The following is a 23,399-nucleotide window of genomic DNA, read 5'->3' on the forward strand; positions in this document are numbered from 1 at the left end:
ATTCTGGCGCGGCCGACTACAATAAGGTTATATTCCTTACACGGACTGTTACTGGGCGAACCAGGCATGACCGATTTCGATTACTCAACCTGTAATCGTTTTCGGTCATTTTTATTTTGCAGGGGGGTGAGTATGTATGAAGGTGATTAAGAAAGTGAACAACAACGTGGTGGCGGGCTGCTCATCGTGCCTATGATGCTGGCAGCGGTGATCAACACTGTGTTTCAGCAGTTCTTTCAGATAGGTGATCCCACAATGGCTCTATTACAATTTAAAATGGTTCGGTAGCATTATCTTTCTGTACTTCGTTCTCTTGGCCACCAAACTTTTCTTGCATGTATCCTGCACTAACCTGGATACTCTTGATTGGGTCGTTATCCACCCAATTTTTATGAGTTTCTAATATAACACCTTCTACTCCGTTTTTTATAGCAATTGCTGAGAGAGTATCCAGATCCATATTTCCATATCCTAATTCAGTAGCATTTTCTTTCAGAATGGGTGTCATATAGGGACCTGATTTGGTATGTCCGCGGTCATTGATATGCCATAATTTCATTCGGCTGCCCAGTTTTTCCATCAAAGCCGGAACATTAGCCCCGCCATCGGCCATCCAGTAACTATCAAACTCGAAATTAACATATGCAGGATCTGTTTTTTCAATAATAATGTCGTAAGCTGTTTTATCGGGGGTTACCTTTTGCAGTTCAACATTATGATTATGATATAAAAGATGTATCCCTTCTTCAGAAAGGGCTTTTCCTGCCTGGTTCAGACTTTGAACAAGTTCTTCCACGTCATCTAAACTACTATAATCAAATTTGTACATACCGGTAATAACTACTGTATCTGTACCGAATTTTTTCGCTTCAACGGCTATCGCTTTTGCATCCTTCTCAATGCTCCCCAGATTACTATGTAGGCTTACGACCTTCAGTCCGCTTTCCTTAATCAGCTTAGGCCAATCAAGCTTGCCGCCATTGCCAATAGGCATTCCTGAGAACTTTGTCATTAGTTTTACAAGAATGGAAGACTTGTGAATCATAAAATCATTTAATTCGATAGAATCATAACCTGCATTTTTAATATTAAGTAATGTTTGTAAAGCATTATCATAATTATTACTCATTGTTCCTATCATAATCTGTTGAACTGCAGTTGTTATATGCTGTGAATTATTCCGGCCCTTACTTTTTACAATATTGCTTTGCTCCGTTTTGTGTGATTTGACAATTTTATTAATGCGGATTTTTTCTTTGATTTCATACCCGGCAACAAGAATTATTATGAGACTAATACACGCAATGATTACTTTTAGTACCTTTTTTCTGTTTTTTTTCAATTTGTACATCTCCGTTTCATTGACTTATTTCATGAGTACTTTACAATAATATCAACATCTGTCTATTTTACAACCGACAGATTCTTCGGAAATGTCGAATACAATGGAGGCCTTATGTCAGAAAAAAATAATGTCAACCAGAGGGTGATGCTAACGAAACGCTTGGTTGGCGAAGCTTTATTAAAAATGTTAAAGACGCGTAATATTAATAAAATATCCATACGGGAACTATGCCAGGTTGCAGGAATTAATCGCACTACATTTTATAATCACTATGGAAGTCAATATGATGTGTTAAATGAAATCGCTGAGACATACATACAAAATACTTCATTTACTGTTATCAAAGATCTTGCAGCAGGTATAAATATCGATGAATGTCTGACTGGAATACTACAATACATAAAAGACAATCTTGAATTTATAAAACTTGTAATAGATATGGAGAATTATGATCTAATCTCCCGCATCACTATCTCACTGCCGCAGTTTGATCAAATGGTCATTAAACATTTACCGGAAAAATTGGATTTGAAGGAAAAGAAGGCAATTGCCTCGTATGTCCAGTATGGAACAGTAAGACTTCTTAAAGAATGGATTCTCACAGATTGTTTAGAGTCACCGGAAGAAGAAGTGAAATTAATTCTGAAAATGGCTGGAAGAACGATTGGTAACGGATAACCGCCTGCAATAATCAGAGCCATGCTGATTCTGAAGAGACAATCTACGAGATATTCCAAGGGATAGTTGACATGCCATGAATGAATCCCACAGATCTCCAGTTGTGGTGTTTGAATATATACAAAAATCTTCCAGATGGTTGGATATTCAGATATAGAGCATTTTTCAAGGATGTTCGAAAAGCTCGTGGGCTGCAAACCCAGAGAATTCAGGAAAAACAAACTAAGTGTTTGATTTGAAAATAAATGCCTGCGGGTTCAGCAGAATTGACATCAATTTTGCGCGGTACGCAATTGGACAAGAACTAAAGTATTTAGTTTTGTGTTTAAGGGCGTAACGCGCATTTTTTGTCTCACTGAACTAAGTTTGGAGTTGCTTTCTGCTGTATGCTCATCCTTTCACTTCTAGGAGCAGCTTGTGCAGCAAAGCAATATCATTTTGGACTGATTGATGGGCATGTTCTGAAATCAGCCGGACGGAGAATTTTTTAGAATCGGGAATGTTTGATAATTCAGAATCGCCATTTTCAATCAAAAGCTTTCTTCTATTCAGTCGTTCAATGGCATCTTCGATCAAATAAGCAAGCTTCCTGCTGTCAACCTTATCCAGAAAAAAGAGGGAGGAGTACAGGGAAGTGAAATTTGTTAAGTTTTGAAATGCGGAATAGATTTCTTCCACCAGTGTTTCACGGCCCTTTTCTGTAATTCCATAGGTCGTTTTCTCGGGACGGTTGTCGGTCTGCTCAACCTTGATTTTTTGAATAAGTCCTTTTTTTAAAAGAACCTCAAAATTATAATAAAGGGTTCCATCGTTGATCGGAAATGAATTATCGAGAGGCTTTAGAACTTGCTTCTTCAGATCGTAAGGATGATGCTCCCCCTCGCTCAGGATACCAAGGATAAATATTTGAAGCGACATAAGACTCCTCCTAGAATATATATGAAAAGAGCCGTCTGCCGTAAAGGGCATTCGGCTCTTTCTATTTTACATGAAGAGCGGCTGAGGTGCATCACCGGGGCTTAATTTAGTGTACGGCTTGAAATGGTGGATTACAGTATTCAAAGCAAGCGCTGAAACCATGATAAGGCTAAGACCTAACAGCAGTACAGCAGAACGCCCTCCGCCGAATAGCAAATTGTAGTCCAACTGAACGGTATAAAACATTACGGAAATATGGCTAATGGCTTTATAAAATCCTGGCATCATAACCTGTGGCACCACCGATCCATTGGCGATGGTCTGAATCAGCAAGAACGGTAGATTTAGCATCATGCCTGCCTGTCCAAAGAGGAGGCAGAAAATGCTGGTGAACTGAATGGCTGCGAATAATTCGAAGGCGTGCAACAGCCACAAATGAACAAACGTACCAGCTCCATATCCGTGTATGACGAAATAAATGCTAAGCCCGATCAAGGGGACGATCAGAGAAATGATAGCATTGGTACCTTGCAGCGAAAGGAAGGCTTTCCATTTTCCAAGCTTACCCTTTAATTGGTTCAACGCACCGATTGCCATCATGGAGTATATCATAGCCCCGACATAAGAGGACATCGTCAGAAACATTGGAGCCATTTGATTATGCATCCCGGCTGGCTGAGGATTGGAATCTATTACATTGGCCTGGACTTTGTTAACAATGCCTGCGGCCATCTCCTTGGCCTGCACCTCCGACATCTTCATATTTTGCAGTACACCTTCAATGCCGCTTGTCTGCAGCTGGGTACTGATTTTTTCTGTGATCTGCGTTACTACATTTTGTACTGTGCTGTTGGTGGTAGCTGGATTGGATTGGTTGATATAATAATCCAGTTGAACTTGCTGGTCCGGAGCAGAGAGCTTCTGTGTAAAATCCTGAGGGATGTGCATGATCAGATGAATGTCCCGGTCTTCAAGCTTTTGCTGAGCCGTCTTTAGATCGGTATCCGTCTGCACCTGAAACGGCAGCTCCTGCTCAAGCTGCTTCGCAAATTCCATCCCGTACTGCTTATCTTCATTTACAATTGCCACCGAGAGATTGCCGATGTTCTTCGGAACCGCACTATAACCGGAAGTGAAGACTCCGATCATAATGATTTGGTAAAAAATCATCATAAAAACACCACTCAGAATTGCCTTGTTTTTGAAAAATGATTTCATCGCTCACACCATCCATATACTTTATTTAGAATACTCTATTCAAAGTATATCTTTTCATGGATGCTGTCAATAGTTTCGAGAAATAGTGGATTATATTAATATTGAAGAGGTTGTCATATTGTGTAGGGAAGCAGGCAGAATTGAAAATCCTATATTGAAAACAGAAGAGTTAAGTACTATACTGTAAAGAACTAAACAGTTAACTTATTAACTTAAAGTGACTTGAACTGACAGTTAAAAGAAAGGAATAAAAAATGGATCAAAACTTAAAAACTCAATTTGTGCATTCGATATTTCAATTAAAGAGGCTACATGGAGCGGGACTCGGAATGGAAACGGGAGGGAACAAGAGTGACATTAACATGACAGAACTTGTTCTAATGAAAGGAATCGCCGACAATTCCACTGATTCCGAAGACAACATCGGTTTGCCCGACGTTCGGGGATACCTGTCAATCTCCAAAGCGGCAGTTTCCCAAATGCTGGGTACACTTGAGAAGAAAGGATATATAAACAGAGACTTAGACAAGAATAATCGTAGAAACCTTGTAGTTACACTTACCCCCAAAGGACGTGAGATTCTAAAGAACAAGGATAACGAGTTTAACGATAGGCTTGATAAAATCATAACTCATCTCGGAGAAGACGATGTTAAACAAATGATAACGATTGTTAGCCGTATGATAGAGTATACAAACAAACTTAATAACGAATAAGACAGGATGAATGAGAGAAGATATTCAAATAAGCAAAAGAAGGGAAGAGGTTATGAATGCATGAAGAATAAAGAGCGTTGGACGATTTCCGATATTCCCTCCCAGAAAGGCCGCTTGATTCTTGTCACAGGTACAGGGGGGCTAGGTTATATAACCGCTTTAATTCTGGTCCGTGCAGGTGCGGAAGTTATTCTGGCAGGACGAAACAGAAGTAAGGGGGAGGCGGCAATCAAAGAAATTCAGTCAAATGTTGTTTCGGCAAATATACATTTTGAACAGCTTGATCTTGGCGATCTTGCCTCCATAGAAGCTTCCGTAAAACGGATACGCGATAAGTATCCAAGGCTGGATGTCCTTATTAATAATGCCGGAGTGATAATGAATCAGGAACGACAAGTTACAAAGGATGGCTTTGAATTGCAGTTTGGCACAAATTACCTTGGACATTTTGCGTTGACAGCTCATCTTATGCCGCTTTTACGAAAAGGACACAACCCTCGGGTTGTCAATGTCTGTGCCCTTGCCGCCAATAGTGCTGTAATTAATTTTGATGATCTGCAGTCAGAACTCCTTTATAAGCCCATGCCAGTATATGGTCAATCAAAACTGGCTAACTTGATTTTTTCACTTGAGCTTCATCGTCGTAGTATGGCTGAACGGTGGGGAGTTATGAGCATTGCCGTTCATCCGGGCTTATCTCGATCAGATTTGGTTGACAATGGAACAAGAGAAAAAAGCAAGATGCCGCTTGCGCTTCGTCTGTTTGGACCAATAATGTTACAGTCGGCTGAACAAGGGGCTTTGCCAACGCTTTTTGCAGCAACCTCCCCGGAGGCCGTCAGCGGACAGTATTATGGACCGGATGGAGTTAAAGAAACAAGGGGATTCCCAGCACCTGCCAAAATACCGGCTACTGCAAAAGATGTAAATACTGCCATACGATTATGGGAAATCTCCAAACAGTTGACGAATGTGGATTTCGAGAAGATATTATCGGGGATATCCTAAATAAAATCATGCCGGTTACTATTCTGCCAAGGATGCGGCGCAGTATTATGCAGAAAAAGCGGCCGAGGAGGCCGCTTTATCATTTCTGTAATAGCGCTGCTCATCCAGACTGTATTTGGTTTGTTACATCCTACCAGTCAGCAGTTCCACAAATTTGGTTGCTTCCGCCCCGGTCACGGGCCGATTCGGTGCGAATTGGGTGGCGGAATCACCGTTCAGAATCCCCGCCGCAACGGAGCGCCCAATAGCTTCGGAAGCCCAATGCCCGTTTGGCACGTCTTTGAAGGCTACCGGGTTTGCTACAGAAGAAGCTTGTTTTTGGCCCGTAGTCCGCATAACATTATCAGCGATCATCGCAAGCTGCGCCCGCGTTACGGCCAAATCCGGGTTAAACAGGCCTGCACCGGTTCCTTTCATAATACCGGCCGTCTTATTTTGGCGAATAGCCAGATCCTCAGGCGAATTTACGGTATCCGTGTAAATATCTGTACCGATTACCTCGCTTAGCTTTAGCTGGTCAGCCAATAGCGCAGCCAACTCCGCGCGTGTCACTTGAGCATCCTGCAGTAAAGAGACCGATGTCGCAGCTGGCTTTTTCTGCTCAAATAACCATGCCAACATATTCTTATCATTAAATACGGGTATCCACGAACAGTGTCTGAAATCTCCGTAAAGCTGTTGAGAGGCTAGAAACGCATCATCATAAATAGTTAGCTTGGCCTGGTTGTTGCCTAAACCGGTCAATGCCTCGTAAGTCAGCGTACTCGTCCGGCTATCTGTGATCGGGTCATTTTGTGCATGTACGAGCCATACCGGTACATCCGTCAGGTCCTTCAGTTCCGATTTAAACTTATCTACGGATCCGGTGTAATCAGCTACGGCGTCTTTCGCCGCAACGATAATGGAGCCGGCGAACAGCTCCGGATACTGCGTCAGGAAACGAAGCGCACCGCCGCCGCCGCTGGACACCCCTACGACATAAATGCGGTTCGGGTCTACCTTGCCAGAAACGATAAGCTCCTTGATTAACTCCGCCTGTACCTCAAAGTAATCACGCATCAACGAAAGTTCTTCGGGATTGTTATAGATTTTCCACCCATAGTTTTCTGGGAATTGTACGGCCAGAACGGATGTATCGTAACCAGAATCTGTCCAGGCAACGGCGCCTTTGTTCTCGGTGAGTTGCTTGAGGTTGTCTGTTCCGACCTCTCCGCCGCCGTGCAGCCATACGATCAGGGGTTGTGGGGCTGTAGATTCGGTCAGTTTAAGTCTGTAGTTCAACTTCTCTCCATTAGTTCCTGTAAACTCCCCAGCGACAAAATCATCGAATGTCCGTGTCTTCACTACCGTCACGGATTCCTTATTAAACGACAACTCGGGGTAACGTCCATTCGTCACGGCAAACACTGACACCGGACCCCCGGAATATTTAAATGGCTTTACTTTAAGTGATAAAATATTATCCGCCCAACTCAGTTCAACCCCGTCATCCGCATAATCGTTTTGCACAGTCTCGTTATTCTCGTTAACAGGATAACCATCGAAGTTGCCGGTAATTACAAAGTCAGATGCTCTCAAATCGGCATATGAGCCTGCGCTGCTCACCTGCAAATCAAATGATTCAACCATCCTACCCGTATCGCCAATATAAGTATTTGCCGTAATTTGCACAGGTGAAGCCGCTTCGGCTTTCACAGACAGTCCACCGGTCAGTATGGTGCCAACCGCCAAAACAAACGATAACATCAGACCAGTACCTTTTCTCAATTGCATCCTACCTACCTCCAGTTATAAAGTTGTGTTATTTGTACACGAGTCGGATCAAGTCGCTTAAAATGAAAAAAACCTAACTCGAACCGACATAGGAAAAATCCATGTCTGATTCGATTTAGGTTTTGCCCGATTAAGCGGTTACAATCCACATCGTATCTACATACGAAATCATATATATGAACTTTTAAAAAGTCAACAAGTTATTTTTTTAATATTTTCAAAATAAAAAAACATATTTTTACATTATCTTTCACTTGAAAACGTTCTCCACCTCTTATATAATAAAAATACAATTTATATTAGGGTTGTAACTGCATTGCAGGCAAAGCCTAAACCAATTCATGCTAGTTTAATTTTAGTTATGGATTCGTTTAGGCTTTTTTTGTCCGTAAAAAAATATAAAGTGGGCGAACTCATGAGGATAAAAAAAGTATTTAATAATAATGTTGCATTGGTTGAAGGACCAAATCGATCTGAGATCATTGTTATTGGAAAGGGACTAGCCTATCAGAAAACTCCAGGTGAAGATATAGATCCGTTAAAAATAGAGAAGACTTTCGTGATGGAGACCAAAGAGTTATCTGAACGGCTATCTACATTACTGAGTGAGATTCCTCCAAAGCATCTGGAATTGACAGATCAAATTATTCGTTATGCAGCAAAGGATTTAAGCACGACCTTTAGTAATAATATCTACCTGGCTCTGACAGATCATATTAGCTACGCAATTACGCGCACCATACAGGGGTTGAGCCTTAAAAATGCACTGCTATGGGAGATACAGAAATTTTATCCGAAAGAATTTCATGCTGCAACGCATGCATTACATTTAATTGAAAAGGAAACTGGAATTAAACTGCCTGTAGATGAAGCTGGATTTATCGCAATGCATTTCGTGAATGGGCAGCAAGATGGTCAGGAAATGGAACAGACCTTGTTAGTTACCCAGATGGTTCAAGGAATTCTTAATATAGTAACACTTCACTATGGGATAGAGCTGGATGAGAATTCGTTAAATTACAGCCGCTTTGTGACCCACTTGAAATATTTTTCTTATCGCACCATGCGTCATGAATCGATTCCTTCTGAGGATGATGAACTTTACCAACAAGTCGTTACCAAATATCCTGAAGCTTTTGCCTGTAGTGAGAAGGTAAGATTCTATTTACGGGAAGAGTTTCAAGTTGAAACAACCGAAGGTGAAATGGTCTATTTTATGCTTCATATTAGGCGTGTGACCAGCAGAGATTAACCTATTACAATAAAGAACAGGGTTGTTACCATTAGTTGGGCAAAGCCTGGATACGTGATAAGTGTACTGTTTTTCAGTGTGCTTTATCACCTATTCAGGCTTTTTTATTTCATAAAACCAGCCAGAATGAGATCAAAAGGAGCGAGCACAAATGAAATACGAAAGATTAGCCAAAGATATCGTGCAAAATATCGGCGGAGAAGAGAATGTTAACAATCTTGTCCATTGTGCAACACGGTTAAGATTTAATCTCAAAGACAATCAGCTACCGGATAAGGAGAAGCTGAAAAGCTTAGCTGGGGTTTTGAGTGTCGTAGAAAGTGGCGGTCAATTCCAAGTGGTAATTGGAAATGACGTTGCTCACGTGTATCAAGAAATTATGAAAATCAGCAAATTAGGGGCAGGAAATTCTGCTTCCGCAGATGCAGATCAACCCAAGGAGAAGATCATGTCCAGAATTTTCGCAGTAATTTCTGGAAGTCTTTCTCCCCTATTGCCTGCAATGGCTGGAGCGGGGATACTTAAAGCTTTTTTAACCTTATTCACAAACTTTGAATGGCTATCTGCGGATAGTGGAACCTACCTCATTCTGGCAGCAGCAGCAAATGCCGTTTTCTATTTCTTGCCTATATTCTTGGGCATTTCTGCATCGTTCAAATTCGGGGCAAATCCATATGTAGGTGGAGTTATTGGTGCAGCTTTAATGGAACCGAACTTTACGGGATTATTGGCGAATGGAGACACCTCTTCTTTTCTTGGCATTCCTGTAGTCTTAATGGATTATTCATCAACGGTCTTTCCGGTATTCGTATCCATTTGGATTTTCTCTTATGTGGAGAAATACTTAAAGAAAATCATTCATAAAGAGCTCCAGACGTTCATGGTTCCGTTGTTGTCTTTAGTCATTCTTGTGCCGCTTGCTGCGATAGTCTTCGGTCCGTTTGGAGTATATCTCGGAAACGCGATCGCAGATGCTATCAATTACCTCATGGGAGTTAGCGGGCTGTTAACAGGTGCTGTAATTGGCGGGTTAATCTTCTTCCTAGTTGTGTTTGGGCTCCATTGGGGAATTATTCCGATCGTGCTGGCAAATCTTACGAATGGAACCGATCCAATCCTTGCGATGTGGGCAGCATCTAACTTTGCAATGGCAGGGGTGGCACTGGCTGTCTTCCTTAAATCCAAAGAAAAGACTTTGAAATCACTGGCTGGTTCCTCTACATTAAGTCTGTTGTTAGCCGGGGTCTCTGAGCCCACTGTTTATGGTATATTGCTGCGTTACAAGCGCACAATCCCCTATGTTATTATTGCCGGAGCTGTCGGCGGGGCAATTAATGGCGGTTTCAATACGTATGCTACAGCATTTGTCTTCCAGAATATTTTCTCGATCGGTGCATTTGAACCGGTGGGTTACTATTTAATCGGGATTGTCGCCGCTATGGGAATTGGTTTGATTCTAACGCTTCTTTTCGGGTACCAAGATAAAAAAACTGTTGCAGTGACTGAAGCAACTCCTGCTGTAGAAGTGAAGGCTATTCAACCGGAGGCAAGTGCCAATTCTTCTAATCATTCATCTGTCTTGAAGAAAGAGGTGCTTCTCAGCCCGTTAACAGGGGAAGTGAAATCCTTGACTGAAGTTCCCGATCCTGCTTTTGCAGAAGGTGCTATGGGAAAAGGAATAGCTATTGTTCCGAGTGTTGGCCAAGCCGTATCTCCAGTGAATGGAACCGTTGGTACCATTCTCAAATCAGGCCATGCTGTAATTCTACGGTCCGAGAATGGAGCAGAAATATTGATTCATATTGGAATCAACACCGTTCAATTAAAAGGGCAATATTTCACCCCTCGGGTTAAAGCAGGGGATCAGGTGCGAAAAGGGGATCTACTGATTGAATTTGAGCTTGAAAAGATCAGGGAAGCTGGTTACAATCCGATCACTCCAATCATTATCTCAAATACTGCTGAATACTTGGATGTAATTGAAACAACAAGCTCATCGGTTACAGCCCAAGATAAGTTGCTGACTCTTGTGGTCTAAGCAGAACTGGCTAGAAAGGAGACTCACTTTGAAATCCAACACAAACAGTTTTCCAGAAAATTTCTTATGGGGCGGCGCAGTAGCGGCCAACCAGGTAGAGGGCGCTTTTTTAGAGGATGGAAAAGGTTTGTCCACAGCAGATGTAATGCCACGTGGCATTACAGGGCCGATCATGGAGATTCCTGAAGGTGAATATCCTTCTCATGAAGCTATCGATTTTTACCACCGGTATAAAGAAGACATCGCAATGTTCGCAGAAATGGGCTTTCGCTGTTTTCGGACTTCAGTTGCATGGACACGTATTTTTCCAGAGGGAGATGAAGAGATTCCTAATGAAGAGGGCATCCGCTTCTATGAAGGCTTGATAGATGAGTTGCTCAAATACAATATAGAACCTGTCATTACGATCTCTCATTATGAAATGCCTTTAGGATTGGCCAAGAAGTATGGAGGTTGGAGAAGCCGTAAGACCATTGAATGCTATGAACGGTATGCCAAGGTTCTATTTGAGAGATTAAAAGGGAAAGTCAAGTATTGGATGACTTTTAATGAAATTAATATTCTGGCCCATTATCCGTTCACAGGTGGTGGAATTATCCTCCGGGAAGGAGAGAATAAGAAACAGGTTCAATATCAGGCGGCACACCATCAGTTCATAGCAAGTGCACTCGCCGTAAAGGCTTGTCATGAAATTATACCTGATGCCCAAATCGGCTGTATGTTGGCTTATATTCCCGCATATCCGTTGACGAGTGCACCGGAGGATGTCTTTGCCGCCCTGCAAGGTGAAAGGGAAATCCTGATGTTTGGCGATGTACAGGCCAGAGGAGGTTATCCATCCTATGCAGCGCAATTTTTCAAGGAGAATGAAGTGGTACTTGAAAAAGAACCCGGGGATGATCTTATTCTGAAAAGCTACCCTGTTGATTTTATTGGCTTCAGTTACTATATGAGCCGTGCTGTGAGTGCAGATCCGGAGGGGAAAGAGACTACAGCGGGTAATTTGTTCGGTGGTGTCAAAAATCCATATTTGCCTTCATCGCAATGGGGGTGGCAGATTGATCCGCTGGGTCTAAGAATTGCTCTTAATCTATTATATGACCGTTATCAGAAGCCGTTATTTATTGTAGAGAATGGTCTGGGTGCAGCAGACAATCTAGAAGCTGACGATACGATTAATGATGATTATCGGATCAATTATTTGCGGGAGCATCTCTTGGAGGTCTCGAAGGCTATTCAGGATGGTGTCGATTTAATCGGATACACCAGCTGGGGACCGATTGACTTGATCAGTGCATCTACCGGAGAAATGAAAAAGAGGTATGGTTACATTTATGTAGATAAAGACAATGATGGTAAAGGAACCCTTAGAAGAATAAAGAAGAAAAGCTTTGCCTGGTACAAGAAGGTAATTGCTTCTAACGGGTCTGACTTAGACTAAATATTTTACAGATAAAAGCCGTCCTTTCATTAAGGATGGCTTTTCTGTCGAGAAGAAATATATATAATGATACCCGCAACAGGCTCGGTTTTAGGCAAGAGCTATTCATTGTATGAAGAACAATCATTTAAATGACCTCGAAAAAAATTAAAAACGCCTCTTGATTTACAAAATCCTTATAGTATATTTTCTTGTATGATTAGAGAAACTTTTGAATGAAGGAAGGATTGGGTATGAATTGGAGTCGTTTTTATCGAAAATTTTTTTTGCGAATAAGAAATATAAAATTTCAAAATAAATTAATGCTTGGATATGTGTTGGTATGTGTAATTCCTCTCTTGTTTGTAAGCGCGTTCATATTTCGGCAAGCAGCAAAGGGTTTAGAAGATTCTTCCCAAGAATTTGCTTCGCTGTATACGTCACAAATAAGAACTACGTTGAATGAATTTATTAAAGAGTATGATGAGGTCACAAAGTCAGTATTGGTAGATAATGAGTTGATTTACAAGCTCGGTGAATCAAGCAGTTTGCCCTTGAGTGAGGTCGTTAATCAAAGGCTTGCTGTACAGCGGTTGCTGATGCGGGTTGCCTTGCTCAAATCAGAGATGGGAACCATTATGCTGATTGCTAGAGATGATGGCGTCTATCAGTATAGTACTTCAACGAATAAAGTGAACGAGAACTTATTGTTATCTCAGGAGTGGTACAAAAAGCTTCGTGATTCCAATGAAACCTTCTTTATTACTGGATTACATGATCGTTCCTACTACGAGGATAAAGGGGATGGGGCAGTTGTGACAGTAGGAAGGGTGCTGTTTAGCTCAGAAGGAGCATATGCAGGGATGCTGCTGATTGACATGGATCCGTTTACATTGCTGCAGCTCGATCATGAATTCATCCTTGCACGTGACAAGTATGGTATAAGCGTAGTTATAAGTAATCTCCAACAACAAATTGTATACCATTCCGATGCTGCCAGCGGGCGTTTGTCCTGGAAACAAGTGCTCGAATCAGGAAGCGATTATATCAAGGATAACGAAAGCAAAGATTACATTACGTTATTAGGAAGCACTTTACAAGGTGAGTTATCGATCAAAACTGAAATTCCTCGCTCAAGGTTGCTACAGAAAATTAATCAAATTAAAGTCATGACGGTTATCGTAATTCTAATGAGCTGTCTGATCATAACCCTCTTTTCACTTGGTTTAAGCTATACGATTACAAGGCCTATTAAGGCGCTCCGGAGAAGTATGAAGCAGGCGGAATTAGGGCAATATCTCCCTATTGAGAAAGAGCAGGCTCACGATGAAATTGGAAGTTTAGTGCACAGCTACAACAAAATGATTACGACCATCCGTACTTTAATTGAAGATGTTTACATCGGGGAGATCAAACAACGGCAAGCTAAATTTATTGCCCTCCAGAACCAAATTAATCCCCATATGCTCTACAATACCTTGGAATCAATTCGGATGAAGGCACTGGTAAAGGATGATGACGAGACTGCGGACATGATTAAAATTCTGGCGCGCATGTTCCGTCTGGCATTAGCCAAGGAAGGAAAACGCCATTCAGTTAAACATGAGCTGGAATATACCGCGAATTATTTACAGCTTCAGAACATTCGGTTCGATAATTCATTCAAGATTGAATTTAAAATACCCGATGAGATGCTTGAATGTAGTATCATCCCCCTGGTATTTCAGCCAATAGTTGAAAATAGTATCAATCATGGATTTGAAAACTATAGTCAAAGAATGAATATTGTGATTGAGGGGCATTGGACGGAACGGGGAGAGATGTTATTCCGGATTACGGATAATGGGGCTGGAATGAGCCTTGATAAGCAATCCGAGCTTCAAGCTCTATTGGACGGGGCGGAATCGCACAAATACAAACTGGAAGATATGAATAAACCCGCGGAAAAAGGGCTGGGACTGCAAAATATCGCGGAACGCATAAAACTACATTATGGTGACCGGTATTATCTGACGATTGTTGCCGGAGTGAAGGACGGAACCACAATTGAAATATTGATTCCGAGAAACGGGAGGGATAGGATATGAGAATTGTTATAGTAGATGATGAGAGAGGCATTGTAGAGGGTCTTATAAAGATCATAGGCCGATATCTTCCGGACTGTAAGATTATCGGTACAGCATTTAACGGGCTAGAGGGTTTCGAAACAATACAAAGGCTGCGACCTGATATTGTAATAACGGATATTCGGATGCCCAAGGCTGATGGTCTCGAAATGATCAAGATGCTTGAAGAAGAGAATGTTCCGACCAAATTCATCCTACTAAGCGGGTATGCGGACTTTGAGTATGCCAGAAGAGGGATGAAGTTGGGAGTGCAGTTCTACATTAACAAGCCAGTTGAGGAGGAAGAATTACGTGACAGTGTAAATCAGGTCATGGAGACGATCCGTGCAGACAGGATCAGACTGCAGAGTGTGAACGAACTCAAACAAGAAATTAATAGCCGCATTCAAGAAGAGACTTTGCGAGACATTATCGATCTTGGAACTGACAATACAGAACTGATGGAAGATCTGTTGAGGAGCGCCCAAATTCCTACAACAGGTCTCTGGTTCAATTCGCTCATGCTTGAAATCGGCGGTAGCATCGATGCGCTCAAAGAACTTGGTTTTCAACCGCTCTTTCATCAGATAGATCTGGCTTTAACACACTTTCAAAAAGTGTACCGGTTTCGCTACTTCGGGTCGCAAATCGCTATCGTCATCGCCCATAACAGTAATATTCCTTACGGTAGACTGGTTCATGCGGTTCAAAGCCTGAAACAGGTAGTGTTACGTGAACTACAGTTGTCTATCAGCGTTGGTATTAGCACAACGAATAAGGGGGCAACAGGAATCTGCCGGTCTTTTGAAGAAGCGCGAAATGCCCTAAGCTACAAAGTCATTAAGGGAGGAGACGCTGTAATCTCCTATACTGAAATTATTAAAATAACGGGTCATAGCCATGCGGTTTCTGAAGAGACAATATCCAGACTGGAAGAAGCTCTGGATAACATGAATGAAGCGGAGTGTGTAGCAATTATCCATGAGATTTTCCGGGGAATGGTCGACGAGCCGTGGATGAATCCCGCAGATCTCCAGTTGTGGTGCTTGAACATACTTCTGTCAAGTATCCGAAAATTATCCTTTCAACAGCTCCAGCAGAATGAACGGGTCGGCCGACATATATTATCGTTGGAAGGCATTTCACGGTTTAAGACACTTGAATATTTGGAGGAATGGATGATCCAAGTCATCCAGGGAATTATCCATTTTAAGTTGGAGCATAATCTATCCCAGAAAAAAGATATCATTTCGGAAATAAAAGTTTATGTATCCAAACATTACAATGAACAGATCAGCCTGGCAGATTTGGCTGCTCGTTTTTTCATCAGCCCCTATTATTTAAGTCAGTTGTTCAAACGAAAGACAGGAGACAACTATTTGAATTTTTTGACACAGCTGCGGATAGATAAAGCAAAAGAGTTGTTGGAGAATACAGATTTGAAAGTATATGAAATCTGCCAGATGGTTGGATACTCGGATACACAGCATTTTTCAAGGATGTTCGAAAAGCTAACAGGCAGCAAACCCAGAGATTTCAGGAAAAACACACTGAATAGATAAGTCATCACTTCCTTTAGCTCTAAGTTCAAACCAAACATTGAAATGCGCAAGCAACTAGTGCGGTACGCGATTGAACAAGAACTGAGAAATCCAGTTCTGTGTTTCGGCGGTACCGCGCGTTTTTTTATGTCTACTCCAGATTGAATAAAGAATTCAGGTTGCACTCATCTATATCTCAGCCAGAAAGCAGGATATTAAAAATGACTTGTTTAAACTTAAAAATGCCCAATTGAGCGTAGCTTTGGCTGGTTATATAGTTTAACTGTAAGCGGATTCAATAAAGTTATTAAGGGGGAAAAACATGAAAGTTAAAAAGATTGGTTTATTGTTGGCGGCAAGCGCTCTCGCGATTACTGCTGTAACCGGTTGCGGTGGTAACAAAAATAATTCCGAGGGAACCGCAACTGCTAATCCTAATCAAGGCCAAAATCAGACCGCTTCAGGAGATGAAATTGTCGACGTTGAAGTCTGGGGTACCAATATCGGTTATAAACCGATCACTAAAGGAAGCAAGTTGTACGAATTCTACAAAGAAAAGCTAGGCGTAGGTGTCATTCATCCATATGTAGAATGGAATGGTGGAACAAACTATCTTAATCAGCTGAATATGAAGATTGCTGCTAATGAAATGCCAGACCTATTCCTTCCACAGCAAGGTTTGGAAGATAGCTTGGCCAAAAACGGAGCGATTGCCGATTTGACAGAGTTGCTGCCGAAATATGCACCGAATGTGTGGAATGCCATACCGCAAGATATGTGGGATATAGTTAAGGCGAACGATCCTAACGGTCAAGGGAAAATATATTATATCCCTGGGGTGGTAGACTACGGAAGATATGCCAGCATGATTCGTCAGGATTGGCTCGACAAGCTGGATCTGCAAATGCCTACTACTCAAGAGGATTATGTAAAGGTGCTGGAGGCATTCCGGGACAAAGATCCAAACGGTAATGGACAGAAGGACGAAATCCCGACAGGAGGCCGGGAGCAGGTAAGATGGATGGACCAATTGTTCGCGATGTATGGTGTAGCAATGTTCGAAGGTTATCCGGACTGGGACATTTATGACGGTGAGCTAACTTACTCTGCGGTGAGTCCAAATATGAAGGCGGCTTTGGAATTCATTTCGAAGCTTTACCAGGAAGGATTAATAGACAAAGAGTCGCTACTGAACAGTAAGGACAAGTGGGACGGTAAGATCCATTCCAATAAGGTGGGAAATTACTTCCACTGGGTGGAATCTGGCTATTTACCTTTGGAAAATTTGTATAAGAATACAGGTGTAAAGGCTGAATTCACTGTATTGCCTGTACCTAAAGTAGAGGGGTATGAAGGTTTCTACACTTGGAAAAGATTCACTCCTCCAGCCTGGGTCGTTAAAAACAACAAGGATGAGAAAAAGCTGATGGCTACCCTGAAGCTTCTAAACAATATGTATGATGAAAAGGTATGGAAAGATTTGTATTTGGGTGTAGAAGGAATGCACTATACGATGAAAGATGGTCAAGCAACCAAACTCCCGGATGATAAGAGCACACAGGAGAATTTGATTCTTGACCCATACGCAAAAATATCCACACTTGATTTCATGATGGATCTCAACAAGAGTACAGCTTCAGAAGATAGAATGTGGGCAATTGATCAGGTTAACAAAAATATGTTAGAGGCCCAAAAATATGCCAAAGTCATTGCTGGAGACGGCATGCCAGCCAGTGTATATGACGACTATCCAGATATAAACAACCGTACGCTGTATGTAGAGTATGCTTCCAAAATTATTCTTGGCCAATATCCAATTAGCAAATTTGATGAGTTTGTAGAGAAATGGAACAAATCCGGCGGAGAAGAGGTTACTAAGCGTGCCAGAGAATGGTATGCAAAAGTAAAAAAATAAACGGATTTACGTATGAATCCGCTCGGCTTAATTTTAGTCGGGCGGATTTATAATGAACCTTGTGAATTTAGGTACCAATACCAGAGTATAGGGAAGTGAAGATAAATGACTTATATTTGTAATCCGTTGAATATTGAATACAAATATCAGTTTGTTGATACAGCAGGAACTTTGGTTGCCTTCAGGGAAGCAGCAGACCCGACACTGGTGATATTTCATGGACAATACTATCTGTTTCCGTCGATGACAGCGGGATTTCTTACAAGCAGCAATCTGACTGACTGGACTCTCCATCCGCTTAAGGGGGTGCCGGTTTATGACTACGCTCCCGATGTGCGGGTAATCGGGGAGTACCTCTACTTTTCCGCATCGAATAAATCAAGAAGCTGCTCCTTCTACAGGACCAAAGATCCAATCAACAGCAGTTTTGAAGAAATCCAAGGAATGTTCCCCTTCTGGGACCCCAATTTATTCTTGGATGTTGACGGTAGAGTATATTTTTACTGGGGCTGTTCTAACCAGACGCCTATTTATGGTGTAGAACTAAACCCTGAGACTATGATACCTATAGAACAACCAATAGCACTTATATATGGCAACAGCGATAGGATTGGATATGAAAGAAAAGGTGAAGATCATAATCTCCGATCACCAGAACAGATTGATGCTATCGTTCAAAAGTTCACCAGCATCAATCCAGGGGCTTCGGAAGAAATTATAAAAAAATTCAAAGGCTCTGTCGGAAACGATCCGTACATTGAGGGAGCTTGGATGGAGAGACATAACGGTAAATACTATCTTCAATATGCCAGCCCGGGAACGGAGCATAATATTTATTCAGACGGAGTCTACATATCCGATAACCCACTAGGCCCGTTCACACTGGCGAACAATAATCCATTCTCTTACAAGCCGGGCGGGTTTATACCGGGAGCCGGACACGGATCAACAATGAACGATAATCACGGGAATCTTTGGCACGCTTCATCTATGAGAATCAGTATGAGCCATATATTCGAAAGACGGTTAGGGCTGTGGCCGGCCGGTTTTGATCAGGACGGCGAATTATTCTGCAATCAGCGGTACGGAGACTGGCCGTACTCCATCGTGCAGTCTCTGATGAATCCATGGAGCAATCCGCAATGGATGTTACTCTCTTATGGGAAACCTGCTAGAGCTTCTTCATCGGAGAAAGGAAAAGAAGCTTCTAAGGCGACGAACGAAAATGTGCAGACGTGGTGGAAGGCACACTCTAATACTCCGGGAGAATGGCTTGAAGTCGACCTAGGATATGAATGTAGCGTGTATGCCGTGCAAATTAATTTTGCAGATGATCAAATGCATGCAGACCTTCCTTCTGGAACATTGTTGCAGGGAGACCGACTAATAGATGAGCGTCAACATGTCACCAGATGGCTCCTGGAAGGCTCTGTGGATGGTTGTGAATATTTTGTAATTAAGGATAAAACGACAGTAAATACGGATTTGCCACATGATCTCATCGTGCAGGAGGAAGGGACAACAGCCAGATTCATCAAATGTACAGTCATGGAACTGCCGTTCAACCAGCCAGCCTGTATTTCCGGACTCAGAGTATTCGGAATTGGTAAAGGAGTATTGCCGAAGCAGGCAAGTGGAATCAAAACGCATTTGCTGGGCAAGCTGGACCTTTCAGTAAAGTGGAATAGGGATGAGACTGTGGGAAACAATGTGCTCTGGGGATTTGCACCGGACAAGTTATATCACAGCCATATGTTGTTCGACTGTAATCAAGTAACGATTAAAGCGCTAATTGAAGGTCAACCGGTATATGTTAGAGTCGATACATTTAATGAGAAAGGGATTACCGAAGGAGAAGTATACAAAGCGGTCTAGCATAGAAAAACCAGTAGGCATAGGAATGTATTTTTGTCCTATGATCCTAAAAATGACCGGGTAGGAACTTAAAAACGCCCGATTGAGCGATGGAACTACAAAATATATAGTTATATTGTAAACGAATTCAACAACGAAATATTGGGGGGGAAACTTTGAAATCTATTGCATCTCATCAAATGAAGGTATATTGGCCGCTCTATGTGATGGCAGTTCCAGGGATTATATTTCTTATCGTGTTCAAATTCATTCCGCTGGCCGGTGCTGTAATCGCATTCAAAGATTATTCTGTTTTCCAGGGATTTATCGATAGTCCTTGGGTAGGTCTCAAACATTTTAAAACTCTGCTTCACCATCCTGATTTCGCCAATGTTTTTAGCAACACACTGATGCTGGGATTTTTCAAGCTTGTAATCGTTTTCCCAGTGCCTGTTTTATTGGCAATGATGATCAACGAGATTCGAAAGTCCGCATTGAAGAAGGGAGTCCAGACTGCACTGTATATTCCGCACTTCTTGTCTTGGGTAATCGTGGGCGGTATTCTGTTCGATTTCTTTTCGTTAAGCGGAATGTTCAACATTATTCTTGGATGGTTCGGTGCTGAGCCTGTTCTAGCCATGCAGGAAAGTGCATACTTCAGACCTATTTACGTGCTGGCCTCCATATGGAAGGATGCGGGTTGGGGAACGGTGGTCTACATGGCCGCTATCAGTGCAATTGACCCTCAACTCTATGAATCAGCAATGATCGATGGTGCGTCCAGATTCAGACAGATCCGACATATTACATTCCCGATTTTGCTTCCTACTGTGCTTGTGCTGTTCTTGCTCGATATCGGAAACTTCTTGGATCTCGGCTTCGATCAGGTATTTAATTTACTGACTCCGATGACATACAATGTGGGCGATATTTTGGATACTTATGTGTTCCGGACGGGTGTTCAGCAGGGACAGTATAGTTTCGCAACTGCAGTTGGGTTGTTTCAATCGGTAATTGGATTTATTATGGTTTACACCTTCAATAAGTTGTCTAACAAGATTTCAGATGGGGGGCTCTGGTAGATATGCTTGCATCAAAGGGAGAAAAAACATTCGTAGGAATCATTACAGGTCTGCTCATTCTGTTCTCTATCATAGCGCTCGTACCGCTTGTGTCCGTAATCGCTACTTCTTTAAGCTCTAAAAGTGCTGTAGACATGAATCTGGTCACATTGTGGCCGAAGGAATTTACTTTTGACTCATGGAAGTACATTATTGACCGTCCTGATTTATGGAGATCGTTCTTTTTGACGCTAAGTACTACTTTAATTGGGACCGTGCTGGCACTTCTAATGACGGCTCTGTTCGCTTACCCATTGTCGAAGCCGGAATTTCGCTGGGGCTCTGTCATCATGATGGCTGTTGTAATCGCAATGATTTTCAAGGCCCCCATAATACCCTATTTTTTGACGGTGCGTGGTATCGGTCTTTATGATAATCCACTGGTTCTGATTATACCGCATATTCTGAATCCATTTAATCTGATTATCATGAGAACCTTTTTTAAGCAATTTTCCAAGGAATTGGAGGAAGCGGCCTTTCTGGAAGGCTGTGGATATTTCCGGATGTTGTTCCAATTCGTACTTCCGCTATCAAAGGCTGTACTGGCTACCCTTGCTTTGTTTTATGGGGTGGTACTATGGAATCAGTTCCAGCATCCGTTATTATTCCTGCAGGATACGAACTGGTTTCCTCTGCAAATCAAAATCCGCCAATTTATTACCGACGATAGTGTCATCATGTCGGGTGCCGCATCGACAATGGACCTTAACTATAATACGCGAACCTTAAGAGCAGCGACTGTTATCTTTGCAATTGCTCCGATTATTGCAGTATATCCTTTCCTGCAGAAGTATTTTGTTAAGGGAGCCATGATCGGTTCTGTTAAAGGATGATTCTTTTACACAAACTAATCAGGATGCAATCCGAAACAAAGAGCTTTTGAGGGGGAGAAATATGAGTCTCAAAAGGGTTGGTTTATTACTAATAGCAAGTGTTTTTGCCTTTACTTCTATAACCGCTTGTAGTGGAAATGCTAACAATTCTGCTGGTTCCAACGTTCCTAACCAGAACCAGGATTCCAACGGAGATGACATTGTTGATATTGAAGTATGGGGTACCAACATCGGCTATCAACCGGTTACCAAAGGCAGTAAACTGTACGAACTTTATAAGGAAAAGCTGGGTGTAGGCGTTCTTAATCCGTATGTAGAATGGAATGGAGGGACCAATTACCTCAATCAGCTGAACCTTAAGATCGCTGCTAATGAAATGCCTGATTTGTTCGTACCTCAACAAGGACTCGAGGACAGTCTCGCTAAGAACGGAGCGATTGCCAATCTGACTGAATTGCTGCCTAGATATGCTCCGAACGTGTGGGAGGCTATTCCGGAGGATATTTGGAAAGTAGTAAAGGCAAATGACCCTACTGGCCAAGGGGGGATCTATTATATTCCCAATGTGGTTGAGTACGGCAGATACGCTGCTCTGATCCGACAGGATTGGCTCGATAATTTGGGGCTGGAGATGCCAAAGACTCAGGATGAATATGTAAAGGTGCTGGAGGCTTTCCGGGATAATGACCCTAACGGCAACGGCCAAAGGGATGAAATTCCAACCGGTGGCCGGGAGCAGGTGCGCTGGATGGATCAATTGTTTGCTATGTATGGCGTGGCAATGTTCGAGGGTTATCCGGACTGGGATATTTACAATGGTGAGCTGACATATTCTGCGGTTACACCAAACATGAGAGCCGCATTAGAATTCATAGCCAAGCTATATAAGGAAGGCTTGATTGATAAGGAGTCGCTTCTAAATAGTAAAGACAAGTGGGAAGGTAAAATCCAATCGGATAAGGTAGGGGTTTATTTCCACTGGGTTGAGCAGGGGAATTTGGTGTTCGAGAACCTGTATAAGAACACTGGTGTGCAGGCAGAGTTCTCTGTACTTCCTGTACCTGAGGTGGAAGGCTATAAAGGCTTTTATACGATGAAGAAGTTTGCCTCTCCTCTGTGGGTCGTTAAGAATAACAAGGATGAGGAAAAGCTTATGGCCACGCTAAAACTGCTTAACAATATGTACGACAAGAAAAACTGGAAAGACCTGTTCCTTGGTGTAGAAGGAATGCACTATACAATGAAAGACGGCAAAGCCATTAAGCTTCCAGATGACAAGAGCACACAGCAGAATCAGATTCTGAATCCGGCTACAAGCATATCGACACTGGATCTTACAATAGACCTCTTCAATAGCACGGTATCAGAAGATTCTAAGTGGGCCATTGATCAGGTCACCCGGAATATGCAGGAAGCTCAGAGATATGCCAAAGTCATTGCCGGTGATGGTATGCCAGTCAGTGTATACGATGGCTTCCCGGACATTAATAATCGCACGCTTTACACTGAATATGCAGCCAAAATTATAATTGGACAGTATCCGATAAGCAAATTTGACGAGTTTATAGAGAACTGGAACAAATCTGGCGGCGAAGAGGTTACAAAGCGCGCCAGAGAATGGTACGCCAAAGTACAGCAGTAAACTCAAATGCGATAAATTTCCG

At 42.2% G+C, this 23,399-nt stretch carries 19 protein-coding genes; 15 read left to right on the forward strand and 4 right to left on the reverse strand.

Annotated features, from left to right (window positions below; genetic code table 11):
* Positions 1–183: 183 nt before the first annotated feature.
* Positions 184–288 carry a hypothetical protein gene (locus NSQ73_RS07025; protein WP_445669660.1) on the forward strand — a complete coding sequence of 35 codons (105 nt, stop codon included), beginning with the start codon at positions 184–186 and terminating at the stop codon, positions 286–288.
* Here the strand turns inward: NSQ73_RS07025 and NSQ73_RS07030 are convergent.
* The gene (locus tag NSQ73_RS07030; RefSeq protein ID WP_340985879.1) at positions 272–1,342 is read right to left on the reverse strand and encodes a sugar phosphate isomerase/epimerase family protein; all 1,071 of its coding nucleotides are present in this window, start codon (positions 1,340–1,342) and stop codon (positions 272–274) included. The two genes, NSQ73_RS07025 and NSQ73_RS07030, sit on opposite strands and share 17 nt — an antisense overlap.
* 114 nt (positions 1,343–1,456) lie before the next feature.
* Here NSQ73_RS07030 and NSQ73_RS07035 point away from each other — a divergent pair, with 114 nt between their 5' ends.
* Together NSQ73_RS07035 and NSQ73_RS34925 are read left to right on the forward strand one after the other, a co-directional pair.
* Entirely contained in the window at positions 1,457–2,023 is a 567-nt protein-coding gene (locus NSQ73_RS07035; protein WP_052422001.1) for a TetR/AcrR family transcriptional regulator, read from the forward strand.
* Positions 2,024–2,149: 126 nt separating this feature from the next.
* Positions 2,150–2,257, forward strand: a complete 108-nt coding sequence (locus tag NSQ73_RS34925) for a hypothetical protein (protein WP_445669661.1) — start codon at positions 2,150–2,152, stop codon at positions 2,255–2,257.
* 156 nt (positions 2,258–2,413) lie between these two features.
* Here the strand turns inward: NSQ73_RS34925 and NSQ73_RS07040 are convergent, their stop codons facing one another.
* Positions 2,414–2,941 (reverse strand): PadR family transcriptional regulator, encoded by a 528-nt coding sequence (locus tag NSQ73_RS07040; RefSeq protein WP_042139285.1) that lies wholly within the window; start codon positions 2,939–2,941, stop codon positions 2,414–2,416.
* A gap of 66 nt (positions 2,942–3,007) precedes the next feature.
* Complete coding sequence (locus NSQ73_RS07045; protein ID WP_340985882.1) at positions 3,008–4,159, reverse strand: YhgE/Pip domain-containing protein; 1,152 nt, start codon at positions 4,157–4,159, stop codon at positions 3,008–3,010.
* 254 nt (positions 4,160–4,413) lie between these two features.
* On the opposite strand from NSQ73_RS07045, the gene NSQ73_RS07050 reads away from it, so the two are divergent.
* A complete protein-coding gene (locus tag NSQ73_RS07050; protein WP_340985883.1) occupies positions 4,414–4,875 on the forward strand; it encodes a MarR family winged helix-turn-helix transcriptional regulator in 462 nt (153 codons plus the stop codon).
* Between the two features lie 60 nt (positions 4,876–4,935).
* Positions 4,936–5,883, forward strand: coding sequence for an oxidoreductase (locus NSQ73_RS07055; RefSeq protein ID WP_042139085.1), 948 nt, complete (start codon positions 4,936–4,938; stop codon positions 5,881–5,883).
* A 123-nt stretch (positions 5,884–6,006) separates the two neighbouring features.
* On the opposite strand, the gene NSQ73_RS07060 is transcribed toward NSQ73_RS07055, so the two are convergent.
* On the reverse strand, positions 6,007–7,656 hold the full coding sequence (locus NSQ73_RS07060) for an S-layer homology domain-containing protein (protein ID WP_340985884.1): 1,650 nt from the start codon (positions 7,654–7,656) through the stop codon (positions 6,007–6,009).
* Positions 7,657–8,071: 415 nt separating this feature from the next.
* On the opposite strand from NSQ73_RS07060, the gene licT reads away from it, so the two are divergent.
* The 10 genes from licT (at position 8,072) to NSQ73_RS07110 (ending at position 23,377) form a co-directional block, all read left to right on the forward strand.
* Positions 8,072–8,908, forward strand: coding sequence for a BglG family transcription antiterminator LicT (gene licT, locus NSQ73_RS07065; RefSeq protein ID WP_039298791.1), 837 nt, complete (start codon positions 8,072–8,074; stop codon positions 8,906–8,908).
* A gap of 151 nt (positions 8,909–9,059) precedes the next feature.
* Entirely contained in the window at positions 9,060–10,946 is a 1,887-nt protein-coding gene (locus tag NSQ73_RS07070) for a beta-glucoside-specific PTS transporter subunit IIABC (RefSeq protein WP_039298794.1), read from the forward strand.
* 28 nt (positions 10,947–10,974) lie between these two features.
* Positions 10,975–12,387 carry a 6-phospho-beta-glucosidase gene (gene ascB, locus NSQ73_RS07075; RefSeq protein ID WP_039298797.1) on the forward strand — a complete coding sequence of 471 codons (1,413 nt, stop codon included), beginning with the start codon at positions 10,975–10,977 and terminating at the stop codon, positions 12,385–12,387.
* Positions 12,388–12,602: 215 nt separating this feature from the next.
* A complete protein-coding gene (locus NSQ73_RS07080) occupies positions 12,603–14,453 on the forward strand; it encodes a sensor histidine kinase (RefSeq protein ID WP_340985885.1) in 1,851 nt (616 codons plus the stop codon).
* Positions 14,450–16,033, forward strand: coding sequence for a helix-turn-helix domain-containing protein (locus tag NSQ73_RS07085; protein ID WP_042139079.1), 1,584 nt, complete (start codon positions 14,450–14,452; stop codon positions 16,031–16,033). The genes NSQ73_RS07080 and NSQ73_RS07085 overlap by 4 nt, the downstream gene beginning before the upstream one ends.
* 301 nt (positions 16,034–16,334) lie before the next feature.
* Positions 16,335–17,927, forward strand: a complete 1,593-nt coding sequence (locus NSQ73_RS07090) for an ABC transporter substrate-binding protein (protein ID WP_042139078.1) — start codon at positions 16,335–16,337, stop codon at positions 17,925–17,927.
* 105 nt (positions 17,928–18,032) lie between these two features.
* Positions 18,033–19,802: a family 43 glycosylhydrolase gene (locus tag NSQ73_RS07095; protein ID WP_340985886.1), complete on the forward strand. Its 1,770-nt coding sequence runs from the start codon at positions 18,033–18,035 to the stop codon at positions 19,800–19,802.
* A 155-nt stretch (positions 19,803–19,957) separates the two neighbouring features.
* Positions 19,958–20,863, forward strand: coding sequence for an ABC transporter permease (locus NSQ73_RS07100; protein WP_042139076.1), 906 nt, complete (start codon positions 19,958–19,960; stop codon positions 20,861–20,863).
* A gap of 2 nt (positions 20,864–20,865) precedes the next feature.
* Complete coding sequence (locus NSQ73_RS07105; RefSeq protein WP_042139075.1) at positions 20,866–21,735, forward strand: carbohydrate ABC transporter permease; 870 nt, start codon at positions 20,866–20,868, stop codon at positions 21,733–21,735.
* 61 nt (positions 21,736–21,796) lie between these two features.
* A complete protein-coding gene (locus NSQ73_RS07110; protein ID WP_042139074.1) occupies positions 21,797–23,377 on the forward strand; it encodes an ABC transporter substrate-binding protein in 1,581 nt (526 codons plus the stop codon).
* The last annotated feature ends 22 nt before the right edge of the window (positions 23,378–23,399 follow it).

The sequence above is a fragment of the Paenibacillus sp. FSL R10-2736 genome (genome assembly GCF_038000245.1).
Taxonomy (GTDB): Bacteria; Bacillota; Bacilli; order Paenibacillales; family Paenibacillaceae; genus Paenibacillus_AQ; species Paenibacillus_AQ phytohabitans.

Excerpts from the sequence above, each read along its gene's own strand:
- NSQ73_RS07035 (WP_052422001.1), top strand. The coding sequence starts at position 1,457 with ATGTCAGAAAAAAATAATGTCAACCAGAGGGTGATGCTAACGAAACGC.
- NSQ73_RS07040 (WP_042139285.1), bottom strand. The coding sequence starts at position 2,941 with ATGTCGCTTCAAATATTTATCCTTGGTATCCTGAGCGAGGGGGAGCAT.
- NSQ73_RS07045 (WP_340985882.1), bottom strand. The coding sequence starts at position 4,159 with ATGAAATCATTTTTCAAAAACAAGGCAATTCTGAGTGGTGTTTTTATG.
- NSQ73_RS07050 (WP_340985883.1), top strand. The coding sequence starts at position 4,414 with ATGGATCAAAACTTAAAAACTCAATTTGTGCATTCGATATTTCAATTA.
- NSQ73_RS07055 (WP_042139085.1), top strand. The coding sequence starts at position 4,936 with ATGAAGAATAAAGAGCGTTGGACGATTTCCGATATTCCCTCCCAGAAA.
- NSQ73_RS07060 (WP_340985884.1), bottom strand. The coding sequence starts at position 7,656 with ATGCAATTGAGAAAAGGTACTGGTCTGATGTTATCGTTTGTTTTGGCG.
- licT (WP_039298791.1), top strand. The coding sequence starts at position 8,072 with ATGAGGATAAAAAAAGTATTTAATAATAATGTTGCATTGGTTGAAGGA.
- NSQ73_RS07070 (WP_039298794.1), top strand. The coding sequence starts at position 9,060 with ATGAAATACGAAAGATTAGCCAAAGATATCGTGCAAAATATCGGCGGA.
- NSQ73_RS07080 (WP_340985885.1), top strand. The coding sequence starts at position 12,603 with ATGAAGGAAGGATTGGGTATGAATTGGAGTCGTTTTTATCGAAAATTT.
- NSQ73_RS07085 (WP_042139079.1), top strand. The coding sequence starts at position 14,450 with ATGAGAATTGTTATAGTAGATGATGAGAGAGGCATTGTAGAGGGTCTT.
- NSQ73_RS07090 (WP_042139078.1), top strand. The coding sequence starts at position 16,335 with ATGAAAGTTAAAAAGATTGGTTTATTGTTGGCGGCAAGCGCTCTCGCG.
- NSQ73_RS07095 (WP_340985886.1), top strand. The coding sequence starts at position 18,033 with ATGACTTATATTTGTAATCCGTTGAATATTGAATACAAATATCAGTTT.
- NSQ73_RS07105 (WP_042139075.1), top strand. The coding sequence starts at position 20,866 with ATGCTTGCATCAAAGGGAGAAAAAACATTCGTAGGAATCATTACAGGT.
- NSQ73_RS07110 (WP_042139074.1), top strand. The coding sequence starts at position 21,797 with ATGAGTCTCAAAAGGGTTGGTTTATTACTAATAGCAAGTGTTTTTGCC.